Source organism: Rouxiella chamberiensis (genome assembly GCF_026967475.1).
Lineage (GTDB): Bacteria > Pseudomonadota > Gammaproteobacteria > Enterobacterales > Enterobacteriaceae > Rouxiella > Rouxiella chamberiensis.
Map to the genome: position 1 here is coordinate 1,506,171 of NZ_CP114058.1, position 21,317 is coordinate 1,527,487.

General features: G+C 55.1%; 11 protein-coding genes and 3 pseudogenes. 4 read left to right on the plus strand and 10 right to left on the minus strand.

From position 1 onward, the window contains the following. Window positions 1-23: 23 nt before the first annotated feature. A complete protein-coding gene (locus O1V66_RS07095) occupies window positions 24-389 on the plus strand; it encodes a hypothetical protein (RefSeq protein ID WP_269128229.1) in 366 nt (121 codons plus the stop codon). A gap of 154 nt (window positions 390-543) precedes the next feature. Further along, a complete protein-coding gene (locus O1V66_RS07100; protein ID WP_269128230.1) occupies window positions 544-1,737 on the plus strand; it encodes a zinc-dependent alcohol dehydrogenase in 1,194 nt (397 codons plus the stop codon). Window positions 1,738-1,749: 12 nt separating this feature from the next. Here O1V66_RS07100 and O1V66_RS07105 read toward each other — a convergent pair whose 3' ends face one another. The 3 genes and pseudogenes from O1V66_RS07105 to O1V66_RS07115 form a co-directional block, all read right to left on the minus strand. Then, entirely contained in the window at window positions 1,750-1,878 is a 129-nt protein-coding gene (locus O1V66_RS07105) for a hypothetical protein (protein WP_269128231.1), read from the minus strand. A 123-nt stretch (window positions 1,879-2,001) separates the two neighbouring features. Beyond that, complete coding sequence (locus O1V66_RS07110; protein WP_045047847.1) at window positions 2,002-2,517, minus strand: ferritin-like domain-containing protein; 516 nt, start codon at window positions 2,515-2,517, stop codon at window positions 2,002-2,004. 73 nt (window positions 2,518-2,590) lie between these two features. Beyond that, window positions 2,591-3,065: pseudogene (locus O1V66_RS07115) on the minus strand (YciE/YciF ferroxidase family protein). Window positions 3,066-3,751: 686 nt separating this feature from the next. Between O1V66_RS07115 and O1V66_RS07120 the strand changes: the two are divergent. Continuing rightward, window positions 3,752-12,361, plus strand: a pseudogene (locus O1V66_RS07120) (GH36-type glycosyl hydrolase domain-containing protein). A 10-nt stretch (window positions 12,362-12,371) separates the two neighbouring features. Here O1V66_RS07120 and O1V66_RS07125 read toward each other — a convergent pair. Together O1V66_RS07125 and O1V66_RS07130 are read right to left on the minus strand one after the other, a co-directional pair. Next, window positions 12,372-13,730 (minus strand): M35 family metalloendopeptidase, encoded by a 1,359-nt coding sequence (locus O1V66_RS07125; protein WP_045047845.1) that lies wholly within the window; start codon window positions 13,728-13,730, stop codon window positions 12,372-12,374. A 188-nt stretch (window positions 13,731-13,918) separates the two neighbouring features. Next, window positions 13,919-15,187: a 4-aminobutyrate--2-oxoglutarate transaminase gene (locus O1V66_RS07130; RefSeq protein ID WP_045047844.1), complete on the minus strand. Its 1,269-nt coding sequence runs from the start codon at window positions 15,185-15,187 to the stop codon at window positions 13,919-13,921. A gap of 158 nt (window positions 15,188-15,345) precedes the next feature. Between O1V66_RS07130 and pdxR the strand changes: the two genes are divergently transcribed. Continuing rightward, window positions 15,346-16,833 carry a MocR-like pyridoxine biosynthesis transcription factor PdxR gene (gene pdxR, locus O1V66_RS07135; protein ID WP_045047843.1) on the plus strand — a complete coding sequence of 496 codons (1,488 nt, stop codon included), beginning with the start codon at window positions 15,346-15,348 and terminating at the stop codon, window positions 16,831-16,833. An 81-nt stretch (window positions 16,834-16,914) separates the two neighbouring features. Here pdxR and O1V66_RS07140 read toward each other — a convergent pair whose 3' ends face one another. The 5 genes and pseudogenes from O1V66_RS07140 to O1V66_RS07160 form a co-directional block, all read right to left on the minus strand. After that, window positions 16,915-17,694 carry a lysine/arginine/ornithine ABC transporter substrate-binding protein gene (locus tag O1V66_RS07140; RefSeq protein WP_052673413.1) on the minus strand — a complete coding sequence of 260 codons (780 nt, stop codon included), beginning with the start codon at window positions 17,692-17,694 and terminating at the stop codon, window positions 16,915-16,917. Between the two features lie 98 nt (window positions 17,695-17,792). Continuing rightward, complete coding sequence (locus tag O1V66_RS07145; RefSeq protein ID WP_045047842.1) at window positions 17,793-18,662, minus strand: metal ABC transporter permease; 870 nt, start codon at window positions 18,660-18,662, stop codon at window positions 17,793-17,795. Continuing rightward, window positions 18,662-19,519 carry a metal ABC transporter permease gene (locus tag O1V66_RS07150; RefSeq protein WP_045047841.1) on the minus strand — a complete coding sequence of 286 codons (858 nt, stop codon included), beginning with the start codon at window positions 19,517-19,519 and terminating at the stop codon, window positions 18,662-18,664. Before O1V66_RS07150 ends, O1V66_RS07145 begins: the two co-directional genes overlap by 1 nt. Continuing rightward, entirely contained in the window at window positions 19,516-20,319 is an 804-nt protein-coding gene (locus O1V66_RS07155) for an ATP-binding cassette domain-containing protein (protein ID WP_045047840.1), read from the minus strand. Before O1V66_RS07155 ends, O1V66_RS07150 begins: the two co-directional genes overlap by 4 nt. Further along, window positions 20,316-21,259: pseudogene (locus O1V66_RS07160) on the minus strand (metal ABC transporter substrate-binding protein). The gene O1V66_RS07155 and the pseudogene O1V66_RS07160 overlap by 4 nt, the downstream one beginning before the upstream one ends. Between the last annotated feature and the right edge of the window lie 58 nt (window positions 21,260-21,317).

The window sequence follows — 21,317 nt, forward strand, 5'->3', positions numbered from 1 at the left end:
TCAATGCTCTGGTCCTTATCGCGATGGGTTATCGTATGACGGGCTGTCCATCCCCTCTGCTCATTTTCATGAGTTACTGGATAGGGCGAGCCTTGACCTTTACCTGTATGCTGGCAACGATTGCCGCTTTCACGACAATTACCCTCAAATGGAAAAGAACCCCTAAATTTTTTGCGCAGTCCAGTGTCTTTCAAGCTCTGGCGAATACCCTTCCCGAATTATTTTTGGCGTTTCTCTTTATCGCCCTGTTTATCACGACGCTTTTACATTCGAAAGAGACAGGTTTATTTTCTACCTTGATTGTTTGTGGTGTGCTATTGCGGTTTATATTATCTTTTATTGCCGCTCCATTCGTGGCCGTGCTTAGCTATGTCGGCGCTAAAAAATAACCCCCCTGCAATACGCTTAATTCACCGGAGACATAGAAATATTGCGAAGATGGACTATTTTTAAAGAGGTTCGTGTGAAAGTTTAATTGATATATTGGCTAACTCTATCTAGTCAACCTCCTCACGTAGATCATTTCGCTTAAGGAAAGTTAATATGAGAGCACTTACCTATCATGGTGCGCATAAAGTCAGTGTAGACAATATGCCTGACCCGATTATTGAAGCGAGCGACGATATTATTCTCAAAGTGACGGCAACCGCCATTTGCGGATCGGATTTACATCTTTATCGCGGAAAAATTCCGGGCACTGAACATGGCGATATTTTTGGTCATGAGTTTATGGGTGAAGTTGTGGAAACTGGTGCAGGCGTTACGGCCGTGCAAAAAGGCGATCGCGTCGTCATTCCTTTTGTAATTGCCTGCGGGGAATGTTTCTTTTGCCATATGAGTCAATACGCCGCCTGTGAAACCACCAATCCCGGAAAAGGCGCCGCGCTAAACCGTAAAACCATCACGCCACCCGCTGCACTCTTTGGTTACAGTCATCTATACGGCGGCGTGCCGGGCGGACAGGCCGAATATGTCCGGGTGCCGAAAGCCAATACCGGTCCCTTTAAAGTGCCGGATATTCTGCCCGACGAAAAGGTGCTGTTCCTTTCCGACATTCTACCTACCGCGTGGCAAGCCGTTAAAAATGCCGAGATTAAACAGGGTTCGAGCCTGGCGATTTTTGGCGCAGGCCCCGTCGGTTTGCTTACTGCCGCCTGCGCCCGTTACCTCGGTGCCGACAAGATTTTCATGATTGACCATCATCCCTACCGCCTGAACTTCGCCCAGCAGCGCTATGGCGTAATCCCGATTAACTTTGACGAAAATGACGATCCGGCAGCCTATATCATTGAACATACTGCCAATCATCGCGGGGTGGATGCCGTTATCGACGCCATCGGCTTTGAAGCCAAAGGCAGCATGACGGAAACGATTTTAACCAATCTGAAACTGGAAGGCAGCAGCGGCAAGGCGTTGCGTCAATGCATTGCCGCCGTGAGACGAGGCGGCATTGTCAGCGTACCGGGGTTTACGCAGGCTTTATTCACGGCTTCCTGGTTCGGCGATGCCTTTGATAAAGGTTTGACCTTCAAGATGGGTCAGACTCACGTGCATAAATTCCTGCCCGAATTACTGGAATTAATCGAGCAAGGCCAACTTAAACCTGAAGAAATTGTCACCCACACCATGCCGTTGGAAGAGGCGGCAAAAGGCTATGAGATATTTGAAAAACGTCGGGAGGATTGCAGGAAGATAATTCTGGTACCGGGAATGGCTCCGGCATCGGGAGCCATTTAATTGCCGAGCCTGTCAGGTGGGCGCTTTATCGCCGGATTCGGGCGCATTGTGAGGATCATCTTTTTCGGTATCGGGCTGAGGATTATCTTTAGCCCGTTTTAAATCCTCTTCGTCTTTATCAAACTCTTTATGTTTACTCATAAGGGCTCCTTACTGGTTCATATTTATTGACGTCGTTGCAGTCAAGGCTGAAATAAACCCGCCATTGGCGGGTTTAAGGCGCTCGTAAATTAAACGAGCATAACGCAATAGGTATTAAGCGAATCAGCGTTTGCTTTCTTGATCCGGATTATCAAGACGTGCCAGATATTCTTTTGTCACGGCAGGGCTATGCTCGGCGAGCCAGGCCGCCATCGCTTCTTCCTGTTTTTTGATTTGCAGGAAGATTTTGGCGCCTTCCAAATCGCCAACGGCTTCCGCTGCGGCAATAAGATTCGTGTAGGAGGCAATTTCGAGATGTTCGAAAACGTAGCCGCTTATGCTGCCTTTAATGACTTCGTCGCTCGCGAACATCCCGCCAAATGCCTGACCGGCCGCCGCCACTTTCCCTGCGACATCCTTGAAGGTTGAACTGGAGGTATCGAGTCTGTCGAGCACGGATTTTACGAGACGCTGCTGATCCTGCGTTTCGGTAATATGGCGGGTTATTCCTTCCTGCAGCACGGGATAGTGCTCAAGACGGTCGGCCATTTTTTTGAGCATGGCTTCTGCCTGTTCTTCCATGGCATGAGCATCGCGTACCCAGTCGATATAATCTTCATAAGCTTTTGAGTGACTCATAGTCGTTCCCTCTTGGTCGGTATTGATGTAATAACCTGAATGTGTCATGACAAAAAAGCATTCTGCCCAATAATTACTTCTGAGATTCTGCGATTGCCGTCAGTTTTTCGTCGGTATTTTTTCTTCCTGCAGGGTTTCAAGTAAAAGCGTGGCCGCTTCGGTATAACCCAGTTTTTTAGCCAGCGCGGCTAAGGTTCCGTAAGTGGCTATTTCATAATGTTCGACTTTTGCGCCGCCCCAATTAGCCCCGCATCAAGCACTTCACCCTTTTCAACCGAGTCGATAAGCTCTTGCGCCTCTTCCACCAGCCCTTCCATGGCATGACATTTCATGCGCTTGATGCGCAGTTCGTCGGAAGATTCGACCACTTTGTCCAGCCTTTCAAGCTGGCCCTGAGTCTCTTCAAGGTGCAATTTAAAGGCCTCGACCAGTTTGGGATCGGTTGCCGCTCTCGCCATTTTGGGCAGCGCCTTGGTAATTTGTCGTTCGGCACTGTATACATCAGATAAGTCGTGAATAAATAACTCTTTTAATGTAGAAATGGCCATGACGTTCTCCTAAATAAGATGCTCAATAGTGACTAGCAACAGGTAAAATAATAGTTCATGATTATTACCCGCCGGGGGTTTCGGATTTATCTTAACCACAATTTAAATATTTGATTAAATTATTCTTGATAAGTCTGGCTATTTATTTTGTTTAGGGGATCTTAAATTTTTACCGAATTAATTCACCAAAACGCGATATTTCAAGGGACTGATGAGGGAAATATTTACAGGGCATCGATGACCGCACAGGAAAACAGGATCTACGCCTGTCATTTTTTAAAATCACATAATTGAACGCTTTATCGTTATTAATCATGCGAGAAGCATTAAACGCCGGAAACTGTCGAATAAGCTTGTATAAAATTGCTACGTCAGTCACCCTGAACGCGGCTGGAACCTGCATGACTTTCTGCTCTGAAATTCATCCCGTCAGGCCCGGCGCGTCAATTCGTGGAATTCGCTTAATCGCCTTCGCGCGTTACGAGGCGATTTCAGACAAAATGTATCGGGCACACTCATGCCTGCCCTTATCTCTACTACTTTCCCTGCTAAACTAGACCTATCTGGCTAATTTTTGACCTAGCCGCCCCGTGAGGCCAGCCTCTATCGGCTTCATCTATTCTTTGCTGTGCGTACACAGACCTTTTTTCGTTCTCACTCATGCGTACGCACGAGGAAACATATACGTGAAAATGGCTTTCGTTCCATGGATCAAGAATCGAAGGGATCTCCACGCCTCACAGGGAATAGCGTCGAGTAGTGATGATGACGAACGCGAAATCATGCCCATTGCGGCCGAGATTTTCTCCGCCGACCAAATGGAGCGCTTCGGCGAAAAGCTGGCGCAATCCCACAAGCTCTCCCCCAAAAAGGCCCCTTATTACCTGCTTAACCGGCTGACTGACAGTGAAAAAATTCTGTCGGATAACTGCAATATCCTCTCGGCGGGCGGGGAAAAAGTATCGCGCCCGCCGGAGAATGGCTGCTCGACAACTTTTATCTTATCGAAGAACACATCAGGCTGGTGCGCCAACTGCTGCCTAAAAATTTCGGTAAAGGCCTGCCTACGCTCGTGAGTCCGCAAAGTTGTCCGCGCATCTATGATATCGCCACCGAGGCCATTGCGCACAGCGACGGTCATTGGGATGAAACCACACTCACCCGTTTTATCGCCTCGTATCAGAAAGTGACGCCGTTAAAGCTGGGGGAACTCTGGGCGTTTCCGGGCATGTTGCGTCTGGCCTTGATTGAAAACCTGCGCCGTATCAGCATAGAAGTCACCAAGGCGCAGCAGGAGCGTAATCTGGCCGAATTCTGGGCCAATAAAATTCAGGATAGCGCAGAATACCGGCCCGCCGAGCTTATCATCGTGATTGCCGATATGGCGCGGACCAATCCCCCGCGCACCAGCGCTTTCGTCGCCGAACTGGTGCGTCGACTGCAAGGTCACGGCTCTATGCTGGCGCTGCCCCTTACCTGGATAGAACAGCGGTTGGCCGATGTGGGCCTGACCTCGGCCGAAATGATCAATCGTTACAACCAGCAGTTGGCGTTAAGCCAGCTTTCGGTGAGCAACAGCATCGCCGGTCTGAGAAAACTGAATGAGATGAACTGGGCCGATTTCGCGGAAAGCGTCAGCGTGGTCGAGAAGATTCTGCGTCAGGACCCGGCCGAAATCTACGCCGCCATGTCTTTTGCCACCCGCGACAACTACCGCCATGTCATCGAAAAGCTGGCCCGCCATTGTGCCTTCAACGAGCAGGAAATCGCCCGCCGCGTGATTGCATTGAGTCAGGTGGCCCAACCCGGTAGTCAGCAGCATCACGTGGGCTACTATCTGGTCGATAATGGCCGCAGCGGCCTCGAAAGTACGCTCAACATTCGCTACACCAAAATGAACTACTTCCGTCATCAGATGAATAAAACGCCGCTGCTTTCATGGCTCGGCAGTCTGAGTCTGCTGATAACGGCCCTGACCGCCAATCTGCTGTTTGAAACCCGGCAAAGCGGCATGGGCTGGACCTTATGGCTCCTGCTTGTACCGATTGTATTGATGTGCAGCCAGTTCACGATGGACATGCTCAGTGAGATGGCGACACGCAGCCGAACGCCGCGCTCTCTGCCCAGAATGGATTTTTCCCAGCATATTCCCGAAGAGTGCGGCACCCTGGTCGCCATTCCCTGCCTACTTAGCAGCCGTCAGGGAATCGACCGCTTGATCAACTCCCTTGAAGTCTGCTATCTCGGCAATACCTCGCCCAATCTCTATTTTTCTTTGGTGGCCGATTTTCTCGATAGCGACAGTGCGGCGAGTCCGGGCAACGACCTGCTGCTCGCCTATGCCAGCAGCAAAATCGGCCAGTTAAACCGCCGCTATGACCAGACCGGCGAATCTTCCGTCGCACGCTTTAGCCTGCTACATCGTGAAAGTCTGTTCAACACGGCCGAAGGTGTCTGGATGGGTCAGGAGCGTAAAAGAGGCAAGCTGGCCGCCTTGAACCGCTGGCTACGTGGTGCCGAGGGCGTATTCACCACCTGCATAGGTGCTTCGCAGCAACAGCTTTCGCGCGTGAAATACGTGATAACCCTCGACAGCGATACCCTGCTGCCGCGCGATCACGCCCATCAGATGATTGCGACCATGGCCCATCCGCTGAACCGGCCGTTTTACGATGCCGCCCAGCACCGTGTCGTGAAAGGCTACGGCATTCTGCAACCACGGCTCGCCGAAGAGATCCCGCGTTACGGACAAAGCCGCTATGCGGCGGTCAGCAGCAGTCTGCCGGGTATCGATCCTTACTCGTCCATGTCGTCGGATATCTATCAGGATCTCTTCGGGGAAGGCTCCTTCGTCGGCAAGGGAATTTACGACGTGGATATGTTCACGCTCGCCAACGAAAATACCTGTCCCGAAAATCTGGTGCTGAGTCATGACCTGCTTGAAGGCTGTTACGCCCGTTCCGGCGTGTTAAGCGATGTTGTGCTGTATGAACAGTATCCGGCCAGTTATCTGGTCGATGTTGCCCGCCGAAGCCGCTGGATACGCGGTGACTGGCAGTTACTGAACTGGCTGCGTCTGCGGGTTCGGCAGGCAGACGGCACCTTCTGCGCCAATCCGCTCAGCATGCTGTCGCGCTGGAAACTGCTCGACAACCTGCGCCGCAGTCTGGTTGCGCCATCTCTGCTGATTATTTTGTTCAGCGCACTGTTGCTGGTGCCGAATCCCATGTACTGGCTAAAATTCGTGACGGCGTTGCTGCTGTTCCCGAGTTTGATGGCGCTGGGTTTTAATCTCATCAACAAGGGCGCGCACATCCATCTCATGCCGCATTTCATGTCCGTGATGTGCGGGATTTTATCGCGGCTGTCGCGCATCGGGTTGTACCTCGCCACCTTGCCCCACGAAAGCGGCTACACCCTGAAGGCCATTTTCGTGACCCTGTGGCGGTTGAACGTCAGCCATCGCCACTTGCAGGAGTGGACCAGCAGCAGCGAAACCTGTAAACCCTACTTTTCGCTGTCGATAGCCAATCTTTATGGCGTGATGTGGGTCAACCCGCTGGCGGGATTACTGCTTATCCTGCTCACGCTCGAGCATAATCCGGCCTTTATGCCCCTCGCGCTGCCGTTGGGACTGGTATGGATCCTGGCACCGGTGCTGGTCGGCTGGATGAGCCGCACGCCCGAACAACCTGTTGCCACCGTCTATCGCACGCAGCGGGTTTTCCTGCGCCGGATCAGCCGTGAAACCTGGTCCTACTTCTCTGCCTTCGTCAATCCGCAGGAGAACTGGCTGCCGCCCGACAACTATCAGGAAGTGCCCGAACCCAAAGTGGCGCACCGTACTTCTCCCACAAACATCGGGCTGTCGCTGCTCGCCAACCTTACGGCCATGGATTTCGGTTATCTGTCGCAGGGCGCATTACTGACGCGCACGGGCAATACGCTGGATACGCTGGACAAACTCGAGCACTATCGCGGCCATCTTTATAACTGGTATGACACCCGCTCGCTGGCGCCTCTCAATCCGCGCTACATCTCCAGTGTCGACAGCGGCAATCTGGCCGGACACTTGCTGGTGCTGGGCACGGGGATCACGCATCTGCGCAATCGACCGGCGCTCGATGTTACGCAAATGCTGGCGGGCCTTGAAGACACCCTGCTGCTGACCGAAAGCGAAGCGACTCCCGCCATGCGAGCCGGTTTAGGCAAACTGCGCCATGTCTGGCAGCAGGCGACGGCTTCACCGGTCAATCTGGTTATCGGTCTGCTCAAAGAGATGCAGCGCCAATGTGAAGAATTACTGCAACACAGCAATATCAACGGTCATTGGCTCAGCGAATTATCGGCGCAGCTCGCGGACTTCATTCAGGAGTGGTCATTACTGTTTGACTGGATGATTGAAGCGCCCGTCAACGGTAAAATGCCGTCCCTGTTGCTGATTTCACAAATGGCGATCGCCGAGCAGGAAAAGGGAAATTCGGTGCTTGAGGCCCACAAGCTGGCGCTGGCGGCCAATATCGCCCATCAGCGACTGGCGCTTATCAACGAACTCGATCTGCGCCTGCGCGATCACGCGCGCATGGATTTTAAATTCCTCTACAACAAAGAAACACAACTGCTCAGCGTCGGCTATAACTGCGAAAACAACAAGCTGGACAGCGGCAGTTATGACCTTCTGCCGTCTGAAATTCGCCTCACCAGCTATCTGGCTATCGCCACCAACCAGTTGCCGCAGAAAAGCTGGTTTGCGTTGGGCCGCCTGTTTACGCTGGTCGACAAAGCGCCGTCGCTGATGTCATGGAGCGGCTCGATGTTCGAATACCTGATGCCGCAACTGGTGATGCCGGTTTACCCTAATTCGCTGCTCGCGCAGATGAGCCGTGCCGCGGTGAATCGCCAGATTGCCTGGGGCAAGGAAAACGGCGTGCCGTGGGGGATTTCAGAGTCGGCCTACGCCGCCTTCGACCCGAGTCAAAACTACCAGTATCGCGCCTTCGGGGTGCCGGGGCTGGGTCTGAAGCGCGGCCTTGGCGAAGACATGGTCATCGCTCCTTATGCTTCCTTGATGGCGCTGGTGGTAGAACCTCAGGAAGCCTGCGACAACCTGCAACGACTCGACACGCTCGGCGCACGCGGCAAATACGGCTTTTACGAGGCGCTCGACTATTCGCGTTCACGGCTCAACCACGGTGAAATCTTCTCGCTGGTTCGCACCTATATGGCCCACCATCAGGGCATGAGTTTTCTGGCGCTGTCGCATACGCTGTTGAATGCGCCAATGGTCGAACGCTTCGTGGCCAATCCCTGGTTGCAGTCGGCCCTGCCGCTGTTGCAGGAAAGAGTGCCCGACACGCCGACCATGTACAGCCCGCGTCGGCAGTTCGACACCGTGGATGCCCTGCAACCTGTCAGCGCGTCCTATCGCCATTTCACCCGGGTCGACAGCCCCACGCCGGAAGTGCAGCTGCTTTCCAATAATCAGTATCACCTGATGGTCACGCAGGCCGGCGGCGGGTACAGCACCTGGCGCGACATTGCCCTGACCCGCTGGCGCGCAGACGGCACACGAGACAACTTCGGCACCTTCTGTTATATCGCCGATCCGCAAACCGGCGAATTCTTTACCAACACCTGGCAACCGGCCGGGATCCCGCTCGACCATAAAACGGCGCATTATGAAGCCGTCTTTACCGATGCCGCCGCCGAGTTCACCCGCGTGGAAGGCTCTCTGACGGTTCAGACCAAAATTGTGGTTTCGCCCGAAGACGATGTCGAAATCCGCCGTCTGACCCTGATACACAAAGGCCGTCAGCCCCGCATTCTGGAACTCACCACCTACACCGAAGTGGTGCTCGCGCCACTGGCCAACGATCTGGCGCATCGCGCGTTCAGCAATCTGTTCGTACAAACCGAATTAGTGGCCGACCGCGAGGGCATTCTCTGTCATCGTCGTCCGCGCGAAGAAAACGAAGCCTGCCCGTGGCTGTTCCACACCACGGCCATTCACGGTGAAACGGACAGACGCACCTCATTTGCCACCGATCGCGCAGCCTTTATCGGACGCGGCCGTACCTCCGCTTCGCCACAGGCCATGCATCGGACAGGCGCACTCGATAACAGCGCAGGTCCGGTGCTTGATCCCATCTTGTCTATCCGCCATCAAATCGAGCTGAAACCCGGCGTCCCGCTGATTATCGACCTTATCTACGGTATCGGCGAAACGCGCTCCCAGAGTCTCGGCATGATGGAAAAGTACCGCGACCACAACATCGCCGACCGCGTCTTTGCCTTTGCCCGCTCGCACAGTCAGGTGACACTGCGCCAAATCAACGCCAACGAAGAACAGGCCAATCTTTATAATCAGCTCGCGGGTTCGGTTATTTTTCCAAGCCCCGAAATGCGCCCCAACTCGCAGGTGCTCAGCCGCAATCGCCGTGGCCAGTCGGCGCTCTGGAGTCACTCCCTGTCCGGCGATATGCCGATCGTTCTGCTGGTGATTACCCGCAGCGAAAACATTTCGTTGGTTACCACCTTGATTCAGGCCCACAGCTACTGGCGGATGAAAGGACTGGCGGTGGATTTGGTGATTCTCAACGATTCCCACGAGGGCTATCAGCAGGACCTGCACAATCAAATCCTGAATCGCGTGGCCGCCGGGGCCGAGTCGAGCCTTATCGATAAAAATGGCGGAATTTACGTCAGAACCAGCGAGCATATTGCGCCGGAAGACTTGATTCTGTTTATGAGCGTGGCGGCCATTGTTATCGATGACCGCAACGGCGAGCTTATCGATCAGCTCAATAAAAAAGTCCAACCCGCGCAAAGCATTCAGGCCAAGCTGGTCACGTTCAGCAATCTGCCGCCCATGAACGTGCCGCCGCGTCTCTTCGACCATCAGCAGCTGAAATTCTACAACGATTTTGGCGGGTTCTCGCCCGATGGCCGCGAGTACCAGATTCGCCTCACGGCAGACAAAAACACCCCGGCGCCGTGGGCAAACGTAATTGCCAACGACAATTTCGGCAGCGTGATTTCGGAAAGCGGTCAGGCCTACACCTGGTTCGAAAATGCCCATGAATATCGTTTAACGCCCTGGGAGAACGATCCGGTCAGCGACGGCAGCGGAGAAGCCTTCTACCTGCGCGATGAAGAAAACGGCGAAGTCTGGTCTCCGACGCCGCTTCCCGTGCGCACGCAACATGAGTATCTCAGCCGTCACGGTTTCGGGTACAGCGTCTTCGAGCACCGTCATCTCGGCATTGACAGCGAACTGACCATGCTGGTGGCAGAACAGGCGCCGGTGAAACTGTTTATCCTGACGTTAAGCAACGTGTCGGGCCGCACCCGAAAACTCTCCGTCACGGGCTATGTGGAATGGGTCATGAGCGACCTGCGGGCGAAATCCGCCATGCATATCGCCACCCGCCCCGCGCAGGTCAACGGCGGCTGTGGCGTGCTTGCCACCAACCATTACAGCGACACGGAGGGCGAACGCACCGCCTTCTTTGCGGTCACCGGCGTGCATTGCTCAATCACAGGCGATCGCCGCGACTTCCTGGGTCGCAACGGCTCTCCTTCCGCCCCCGCCGCACTGCTGCTCGAAAGACTGGCCGACAGAACCAGGTTCAGGGCTTGACCCCTGCGCCGCCGTGCAGTCAGCCACCAAACTTATCGATGGCGACCAGCGCACCTTTATCTTTGTACTTGGCCTAGGCAACAGCGCATTCGAGGCAGAGCAGCTTATCCAGCAATTTATGCAGGAAGAGGCCGCGCGAAATGAACTGGATCGCGTCCATCGCCACTGGCATCGGCGTCTGGATAAAATTCAGGTCACCACGCCCGAGCCTGCGGTCAATCTGCTGGTCAACGGTTGGCTGGTGTATCAAACGCTGTCGAGCCGAATCATGGCGCGCAGCGGCTATTATCAGTCCGGCGGGGCCTTTGGTTTCAGGGACCAGCTTCAGGACACGCTGGCGCTGGCGCACGCCGCCCCCGAGCGGATGCGGGCGCAGATTTTGCTGTGTGCCGAGCATCAGTTTGTCGAGGGCGATGTGCAGCACTGGTGGCATCCGCCGTCCGGTAAAGGGGTGCGCACGCGCTGTTCCGACGACTATCTATGGCTGCCGCTGGCGCTGTGTCACTACATCGAGGTCACCCATGATACCGAGGTTGCCGACAAGCTGGTCGGCTACATCGAGACACGTCTACTGGCCGCGGATGAAGAGTCCTTTTATGGGTTACCGTTACCGAGTGCCTTGAGCGAAACGCTGTTCCTGCACTGTCTGCGCGCTATCAAGCGTGGTCTTGATTTCGGGGAGCACGGCCTGCCGCTGATGGGCAGCGGAGACTGGAACGACGGCATGAATCATGTCGGCATCAAAGGTAAAGGCGAAAGCGTCTGGCTCGGTTTCTTCCTGCTCAACGTGTTGCAGCGCTTTGCGCCGCTTGCCGAAAAACTGGGGCAGCACGAGGCCGCCACGCTCTGCCATGAGCAGGCCAAACGGCTCAAACAGAATCTTTATGACCACGCATGGGACGGCGAATGGTATCTGCGCGGCTTCTTCGACAGCGGAGAAACCCTTGGCTCGCACCGGAATCAGGAATGCCAGATAGACGCCATTGCGCAAAGCTGGTCGGTGCTGGCAGGCGCGGAGGATCCCGAGCGCAGCCGTCAGGCGATGCACGCCCTCGACCATCGACTGGTCGATGAAGAGGTCGGCATCATCAAACTCCTGACTCCGCCGTTTGATGATAACGGGCCAAATCCCGGTTACATTCGCGGCTATTTACCCGGCGTTCGGGAAAACGGCGGGCAATATACCCACGGGGCAATCTGGGCGGTGATGGCCTTCGCCGAAATGGGCGAAACCGAGCGTGCCTGGCAGCTCTTCGCGGCCATAAACCCTATCAACCACAGCCTTTCTGGCGATGCCGTTCATCGTTACAAGGTGGAACCCTATGTCATGACCGCCGATATCTACAGTGTGGAACCCCATGTAGGTCGGGGCGGCTGGAGCTGGTACACCGGATCGGCGGGCTGGGCTTATCGACTGCTCACCGAATCCCTGCTCGGCATAAAACGTCACGGCGAATTTATTTCTATCACGACTCGCCTGCCTGCCGACTGGCCGGAAATCAGCCTCACCTACCAGCAAGGCAGCAGCCAGTACCGCATTACCGTCAAACGCGCCGAAAACGGTCCGCAGGTCTTGCTGGACGGCGAACCGCTGGCCGACGCCTTGATTCCTGTCGAGGATGACGGAGAGGCGCATCAGGTCGAGGTATGGGTATAACGCAGGCCGATTAACCTCCAAGCCCGTGGGCCGCGCGTCCGGCCCACGGCAGCGGCAGCGCGGGCAGCGTTTCCCAGGCGTCGCCGAGCACAAATTCACCCCGCTCGACGGCGTTGTCCAGTTGAGCCAGTTTAAGCGCAATCCAGGCAAAGGTATCGGCATTGTTCAGTTTCAGCACCGCCATCACCAGCGGTGAGGTCACTTTTTTAATGTTGAGAGGCCACTCAAGCGGATACATTCTGGCAGTCTGAAGCCTGGCGTCTTCCGTTTTAAGAACTCTGTTACTTAACAGCGAGAACTCGTATTGCAGATCGGTGGCATAGAGATAATCGCCGGTCCCTGCTGCATCACTGAAATGCGAAATCTCATGCAACAGCGTTTTCTTCTGGCATTCGGCATTTCTGCCCAGTAATTGATTCGACAGTTGCAGGTGATGGTCTTTGTCGCAAGGACTGACAAAGGCGTTTACCTCGCACAGCGTTCCCTGATGGAAAAATATTAATGCGTCTGCGGGATCCTTTGTGATGAGATCAATAATATCCCTGCATCGTGTTAACGATATTTTTAGATAGCTCTTAATCAAGCTACGCTCTTTACTGCTCGATACGCCTAATCGGCCGAATAAAGACTGAATTGACGCGCTATATTTTTTATTCCCCAACACTTTTATGGCGCTTTCGACATCTTTCTTCAACGCGGAGAGTTGCAGAAGCATTAATTCGCTATAAAGTGCATTCAAGTCGTCCTCGACCAAGGTCGCGTTGTCTTTGAACAGGAAGGTTTTTAGCCATAAATCGTGATTTTTCAGTGCGGTATGATTTTTTATATAAAATTGATTAAACGGGATGGCTAACATAAAGCACGTGTTGGTATCGCTGTGCGCAATGTCGGTGGCGTCCAGGCCGTCCAGATTCTCTTCCATACCCGTTAAAAAACGGCGAAATACGCCCTCCGCTGTTTTTTTGATAATGTCTCTCGCCCCTTCCTTTACTCGCAACGTCGACATCTCATGAAGCCGCATAAGGTAATTTTGCTGATTATCCTGAATGTCGGGCGCAAGTTGATGAGGTAAACAGCGATTGATGGTCTGGGACAACAGACGCGCGCCATAAAAAAGGGTTACCGAGGCGGCAATGGCAATCAAGCCATATTGCCACACCTGCAAGGGGTGCGATTTATTAGTGGTTGTAGTAATCGAACGTTGAGTCGTTATCGACTCGGTAAAAGTATCGGCGATAAAGCTCGACATGACGGTGAGGCTATTATTGATGGTCTGGAGATGCGGAGAAATACGGGTGTCGGGACGAACGCCCTGCCACACGTGATTTACCGGACGCGCGGAATTCAGCCTCTGAATGACATTGTCCATAACTTTACTGGCCTCCTGAGCTTTTCTCCTCAACGCTAATCGCTGTGGAGAGTGAGGCCATAATTACTCCAGGAAGTCTGCTTTGCGCTACAACTTCCAGCTCATTTACCGGTTTAACAATCACCAGCTATCAATCTTGCAAACAGGTTCCCCTTACCGCAGCACGCGGGCGCGATAAGGGGTGAGCGTTAGTCTTTCAGTACCTGCGTCAGGATGTCGAGCGCCTGTTTGAACTGCGCGTCGGGAATGGTCAGCGGATACAGGAAACGAATGACGTTACCGTGAATGCCGCAGCTCAGCAGCATCAGACCGGCTTCCAGCGCCAGACGCTGATAGCGGCGCGTAATATCGGCGGAAGGTTTACCGGTTTGCGGGTCGTTAAACTCTACCGCAACCATGGATCCGCGCGCGCGGATATCGACAATCGCCGGGCAGGCCGCTTTCGCCTGCTGCAACACTTCCACCAGCTCGGCACCCAGTTTCTGTGCGCGTTCGCAAAGCTGCTCTTCCTCAATGATATCCAGCACCGCCAGCGACGACGCGACGGCCAGCGGACTGCCCGCGTAGGTGCCGCCCAATCCACCCGGCTCGGGCGCGTCCATAACCTCGGCACGACCGACTACGCCAGAAATAGGCAGACCGCCGCCGAGGCTCTTCGCCATAGTGATAAGGTCGGCCCTTGCGCTGCCGTAATACTCCATAGCAAACATCTTGCCGGTGCGCGCGAAGCCGCTCTGCACTTCGTCGGCTATCAGCAAAATACCGTGTTGATCGCACAGGGCGCGCAGACCTTCGACAAATTCCTGTGGCGCAATATTGAAACCGCCCTCGCCCTGAATCGGCTCAAAGACGATAGCCGCCACATCCTGCGGACTAATGTCGGCGCGGAACAGGTACTCGATACTCTCCAGCGCGGCTTCGACGCTCACGCCCTGCTGCGCGTTAGGATAGCGGGCATGGAACACGGAAGCCGGGAATGGCCCGAAGCCCTTTTTATACGGCAAGACTTTGCCGGTCAGCGCCATGGTCAACAGCGTGCGGCCGTGGAATGCGCCGGAGAACGTGATGACGCCAGAACGCCCCGTGGCCGAGCGAGCGATTTTCACCGCGTTTTCGACCGCTTCGGCCCCGGTGGTAAAGAAGGTGGTTTTCGCCGCGCCTTCAACCGGTGCCAGCGCGTTGATACGCTCGGCGAGTGTGATGTAACTGGCGTAGGGCACTACCTGATAGGCGGTATGCGTAAACAGCTCAAGCTGTGCCTTCACCGCTGCAACAACTTTCGGGTGGCGATGGCCGGTATTCAGCACGGCGATGCCTGCCGTAAAGTCGATAAATTCACGGCCCTGTTCATCCCACAGCGTGGCGTTCTCGGCCTTGCCCGCGTAGAAATCGTACATCACGGAAACACCACGCGGTGTGGCGGCTTTACGACGCTGTTCCAATTCGCTCTGATCCATTTTATAACCCCGACTCGCTAGTTTTATTAAGACACGCCTTGAATGAATGGGTGGAGTGACGGGTTAAAAATCTCGCGCATCACTCACTTCCTCTTGCTTTTTTATCGTTAAACCGGTCCTATAATCCAGAGCCAGTTCTGTTTATTTTGAGGTACCAATTGCGCACGCTACTTTCCGATCTGATTATGCATCGTATTGGCTCCGTCACCGGGAGCCCTCTCAACAAGCGGCTGTATCAGGCATTGCGGCAGGCGATTCTGGATGCCAGCATCTCGCCGAGCAGCCGCCTGCCCGCCTCGCGGGATCTCGCCAAAGAGCTGGGCATCTCGCGCAATACCGTGCTGGCCGCCTATGAACAGCTGCAAGCCGAGGGCTATATTCAGACACGTACCGGCAGTGGTACCTTCGTGAACGCCGATTTGCCGGAGGAAGGATTCAGCGCCGAGCAGGCTCGTCCGGTGACGCTGCCGGTGCGCAATCAGGTTCAGCTTTCAAAACGCGGTACGCAACTGCTGGGGCGCACCGGCGTCGCACCACACCAGTGGGGCGCCTTTATGCCCGGCGTGCCGGATGTGACCCGCTTCCCGCACGCCATCTGGCGCAAACTGCAAAACCGGCTTAATCGTAAACTGGACCCGCAATATCTCACCTATTCGCGCCACGGCGGATGTTCGCCCTTGCAGCACGCGCTAACCGATTACCTGCGAATTGCCCGCTCGGTCAACTGTTCCCCGGAACAGATACTGATTACGGCGGGTACGCACGAGGCGCTCGATCTGCTGGCAAAGGTGTTGTGTGATCTGGGTGACAGCGCCTGGATTGAAGAGCCGAGCTATTGGGGTATTCGCAATATTCTGTCGATTAACGGGATTGAGATGCGCGCCATTCCGGTCGATGAAAATGGTATGGATCCGCCCGATGTGCTCGACGACGAAACACCGCCGCGCCTGATTTGCGTCACGCCGTCGCACCAGTATCCACTCGGTTCGGTGATGAGTCTGGCACGGCGGCAGCGCCTCCTGTCACTCGCGGTGCAGCACGGCAGCTGGATTGTCGAAGACGACTATGACAGCGAATTCCGCTACTCCGGCAGCCCGATTCCTGCGTTGCAGGGCTTGCAGCCCGATGCGCCCGTCATTTATATCGGCACCTTCAGCAAGACGCTGTTTCCGGGAATGCGGACCAGCTACGTGGTGCTGCCGCGCAGTCTCGCAGCCAGACTCAAGATTGCCCATTCGGAGTTGTATCGCGGCGGCAACGGGTTGGCGCAACTCACGCTGGCGGAGTTTATTCGCGAAGGCCATTACGGCGCGCATATTCGCCGCATGCGACTTTCTTATGGTAAACGGCGAAATGCCCTGGCAAGGATGATTGAGCAGGAGCTGGGCAAAGATTTTCTCTGTGAATACAGCAGTGCCGGGCTGCATATGATTCTGGCGCTGCCGGATACGCTCGATGATGTTGCCCTGAGCGCCGAGCTTGAGCAAAAAGGCGTGCTGACACGCCCGCTTTCTGGTTATTTCATGCATAACAGCGCGCGCCGAGGGCTGATTCTCGGCTATGGCTGCGTCGAAATCCCGCAGATGGAGACGGCATTCACTACGCTTGTGGCCTGCCTCAAGGCGCGCGGCATCGTGCCTGCATAATGCGATAATGCCGCTCGCGCGCGGAGACTTTTTGCAGGAATCCCGCGCGCGAATGGCCATCATGCATGAAATATCGTCGCGCTAGCTGCGCGGACTGACATCGAACTTGAAATATTCTTTATTGAGTCTGGCAAAGGTGCCATCAGCTTTTATCTCGCCAATCGCTTTGTCGATTGCCGCCTTCAGCGGTTCGTCCCCTTTGCGCAAACCGAGTCCGGTGCCGTTGCCAAACAGCACTTTGTCATACACTTCCTTACCGTTTAGCTGAAAATTAGCGCCCTGCGGTTTGTCCAGAAATGACGCGGTGGCCGATGCAGCATCGTCGAGACTGGCATCGAGTCGACCCAGCGCCAAATCGGCATAGATTTCATCGGGAGAGCCATAAGACACGACCTCGACGCCCTTTGCGCGCCAATATTGATTGGCATAGGACTCAAACACCGATCCCTGCTGTACGCCGACGCGCTTGCCCTTGAGCGCCTCCGGTGTGGCGGAAAGCCCCGAATTTTTGGCGGTAACCAGATAAACCGGCGTGGTGAAAAGCGCTGAGGAGAAGGCTATAGACTTTTTGCGCTCCTCGTTGATTGAGAGTGAAGACAGGATGGCATCGAATTTTTTGGCTTTAAGCGCCGGGATAAGGCCGTCGAAACTGTTTTCGACGAAGACGCACTTTACCTGCATTTTCTGACAGATGGCTTTGCCGAGGTCAACGTCAAAGCCGACAATCTGCCCCTGTGGCGTTTTGGATTCAAAAGGGGGAAACGTCGGGTCGATACCCAGTTTCAGTTCGGCGGGAACCGGTGCCGCGAAAGCCTTGCAGCTTGCCATGACCATCAAAACCAACAGTGAAACTTTTTTCATCTCTTCTCCGTCGCGACCCATTTATCAGAATTGAATTTGCCATCGTTGCGGCCTCTTCAACATAGCCTGACGGCAGTCAGAGAGATAATAGGCTTAACTTATGATGCGCGAAGGCCAGAGGCATTTTTCTGTCTCTTCACGTCGCGATTGGCGAGGGTTTTGCGCACCAGATTGACCGTCAGCGCCAGCAGGAACAAGGCCGACTGCAGCACCACGATGGTCGGCCCGGTCGCGGCATCGATGTAATAGCTGATAAAGGTGCCGCCAACGGCGGCAATAAGTGACGCGGTCACGGAAAGCATCATCATTCGACTCAATGTCTTGCACAGCAGAAAGGCCGTGATGCCCGGTGTAATCAGCATGGCGACCACCAGCACGACACCGACGGCCTGCAATGCCGCCACAATCGTCATTGCCAGCAGGCATAACAGCGCATAGTGGTAAAACCGCACCGGCAGCCCGACCACCCTTGCCTGTATCGGGTCAAAGCAGAACAGCATCAAATCCTTGAATTTGAATAAGATGACGGCAGTGACGATCGCCGCGATAATCAGCGTTTGCAGCATCTCGTCATCGGTTACGCCAAGCACATTGCCGAACAGAATATGACTAAGGTGCTGCTCGGTATCGACGCGCGAAAACATCACCAATCCCGCCGCGAACATGCCGGAGAAGACAATGCCCATCACCGAATCCTCTTTGACTCGGCAATGTTCCTTGATAAAGCCTGTCGCGACCGCGCAAAAAAGGCCCGAGGCGAACGCGCCCACCGCCAGAGGAAGGCCGAGCAGAAAGGCGAGCACCACGCCTGGCAACACTGCGTGCGAGATGGCATCGCCCATCAACGACCAGCCTTTCAGCACCAGAAAACAGGAAAACAGGGCGCATACCACGCTTGTCGCGATGGCGGTCATCAGGGCGCGCTGCATAAACGGGAAGCTCATCGGCTCCATAATCAGCTCAAGCATCAGGCATTTCTCCTGGCATCACGCACGCGTAAACGCGTGATTAGCCATCCACGTTTCGGCGCAAACAGGAAGGCGAGAATAAACAGGCTGGTTTGCAGCGTGACAATCACACCGCCGGTCGCGCCATCAAGAAAGTAGCTCAGCCACGCGCCCACGGCGCTGCTGAGCGCGCCGATGGCGACAGCAATAACAAGCAGGTGTGAAAACCGGTCGGTGAGCAGATAGGCGATGGCACCCGGCGTAATCACCATCGCAATCACCAGAATTGCGCCCACCGTTTGCAGGGCCGCCACGCTACAGGCGCTAAACAGGGTAAAGAAGATAATTTTCAGCTTGAGCGGTGAAAGGCCAATCGATACGGCATGGGCTTCATCGAAGAATACCGCCAGCAGATCGCGCCACACGACACAGAGCACCAGCAAGGAGACGCCGACGATAATCTCCACTTGCAGAATATCGGCCTCGTCGATGCCGAGAATATTGCCGAACAGAATCGACTGCACGTTCACCGCCGTCGGATTCAATGACACCAGCAGCAGACCCAGTGCGAAAAAGGTCGAGAAAACAAAGCCGATAATCGCGTCTTCACGCAGGCGCGTGTAGTGGCGCAGCAGGGTCATCGACAGCGCGGCCAGAATGCCGGTGATAAAGGCCCCCACCGCATACGGAAAACCCAGTGCGTAAGCCCCGGCCACCCCCGGCACCACGGAGTGTGAGAGCGCGTCGCCCATCAGCGACCAGCCCTTTAGCATCAGATAGGCCGACAGAAATGCGCACACTGCGCCAACGCCCGCGCTGACCCAGATGGCCTTGACCATATAGTTGTACTGGAAGGGTTGCAGCAGCAGTTCGATCATTTGACCAACCTTACCGGTGACGGCGCGTTGGCAGCGGAAGGCGCATCGGGCGCGAAATAGGCCATGTTGCGCAGCGCGCCGCCGAAGGTAGCTTCCAGATTGGGGCGCGTAAAGGTGGTATCCAGCGGGCCGGTGGCGATCACGGTCTGATTGATAAGCACGACGCGGTCGCAAAACTCGGGCACGCTCGCGATATTGTGGGTCGAGACCAGAATCAGATGCCCCTCTTCGCGCAGTTGGCGCATCAGGTCGATGATGGCGTTTTCCGTCTGGATATCCACGCCGGTAAAAGGCTCGTCGAGCAGCATCACCCGTCCTTGCTGGGCCAGCGCCCGCGCCAGAAACACGCGTTTTTTCTGACCGCCGGAAAGCTCCCCTATCTGTCTCCCGGCCAGTCCGTCCAGACCTACGCGGGCAAGCGCCGAATCAACCTGACGTTTATCCTCTTTGCCCGGAATGCGCATGAAATTCATCTTGCCGTAGCGGCCCATCATGACCACGTCCTGCACCAGCACAGGAAAGTTCCAGTCGACTTCCTCCGACTGCGGAACATAGGCAATCAGGTTTTCTTTTAGCGCCCTGGCCACGCCGACGCCGTCGAGCGTGACGCGTCCCTGCGTGGGTCGCAAAATGCCCATGATGGTTTTGAACAATGTCGACTTGCCGCTTCCGTTAACGCCCAGCAGCGCGCAGATAGACCCGCCGCCCAGAGTAAAACTGGCATCGCGAAGGGCTGTATGGCCGTTGTTGTAAGTGACGGCGATGTTGTCTACGATGAGGTCAAGTCGTGTCGTGTTCATTGTCCGAACCCTTCTGCAATGGTGCCTACGGTAACGTTCAGCAGGTCGATGTAGGTCGGCACGGGGCCGTTTGCCCCCGAGAGTGAATCGACATACAGCACGCCACCATATTTCGAGCCTGTCTCTTTGCTCACCTGTCTGGCCGGTTTGTCCGAGATCGTGCTTTCGCTAAAAACCACCGGAACCTGTTGCTGCCTGACCAGGTCGATAAGCCGTCTAACCTGCTGCGGCGCGCCCTGCTCTTCGGCATTGATGGGCCAGAGATAGGCCTCCTTGAAGGCGTAATCTCTCGCCAGATAGCTAAACGCCCCTTCGCTTGTCACCAACCAGCGCTGCGCCTGCGGGATTTTCGCCAACCGTTCACGCAGCGGCGCATCAAGCTCGGCGATTTTCGCGGCATAGTTTTTTGCATTCTGGTTATAGGTCGCGGCGTGCGCGGGATCATACCTGACCAGCGCGGCACGAATATTGTCGACATAAATCAGCGCATTTTTCGGTGACATCCACGCGTGCGGATTGGGAATGCCGCGATACGGCCCTTCCTTGATGGGCAGCGGCTCAATGCCCTCGGTCACCGTCGCGGAAGGCACATCCTTGATATTGGCGAAAAAGCGCCCGAACCAGCGTTCCAGATTAAAGCCGTTCCACAGAATCAGGTCCGCCGACTGCGTCTTGACGATATCGCGTGGCGTCGGCTGGTAGTCGTGTATTTCTGCCCCCGGCCGGGTAATGGACTCCACGGTTGCCGCCTCGCCCGCCACGTTTTGCGCGATGTCCTGTATCACCGTAAAGGTGGTGACGACCTTAAACTTCTTTTTTCCTTACCGTCCTCGGCCAGCGCATTGCCGCTTATCAGTGCAACAATCAGGCTCAGCAGTAACAACCGCAGTTGAAACGGTGAACGACTATACAGCTTCAGAGCATTCAGGCATTTATTCATCGACACTCCCTGGCATCTTGCATGCAGCTAAACGAAGGTTTATTAAACAGGTATAGCA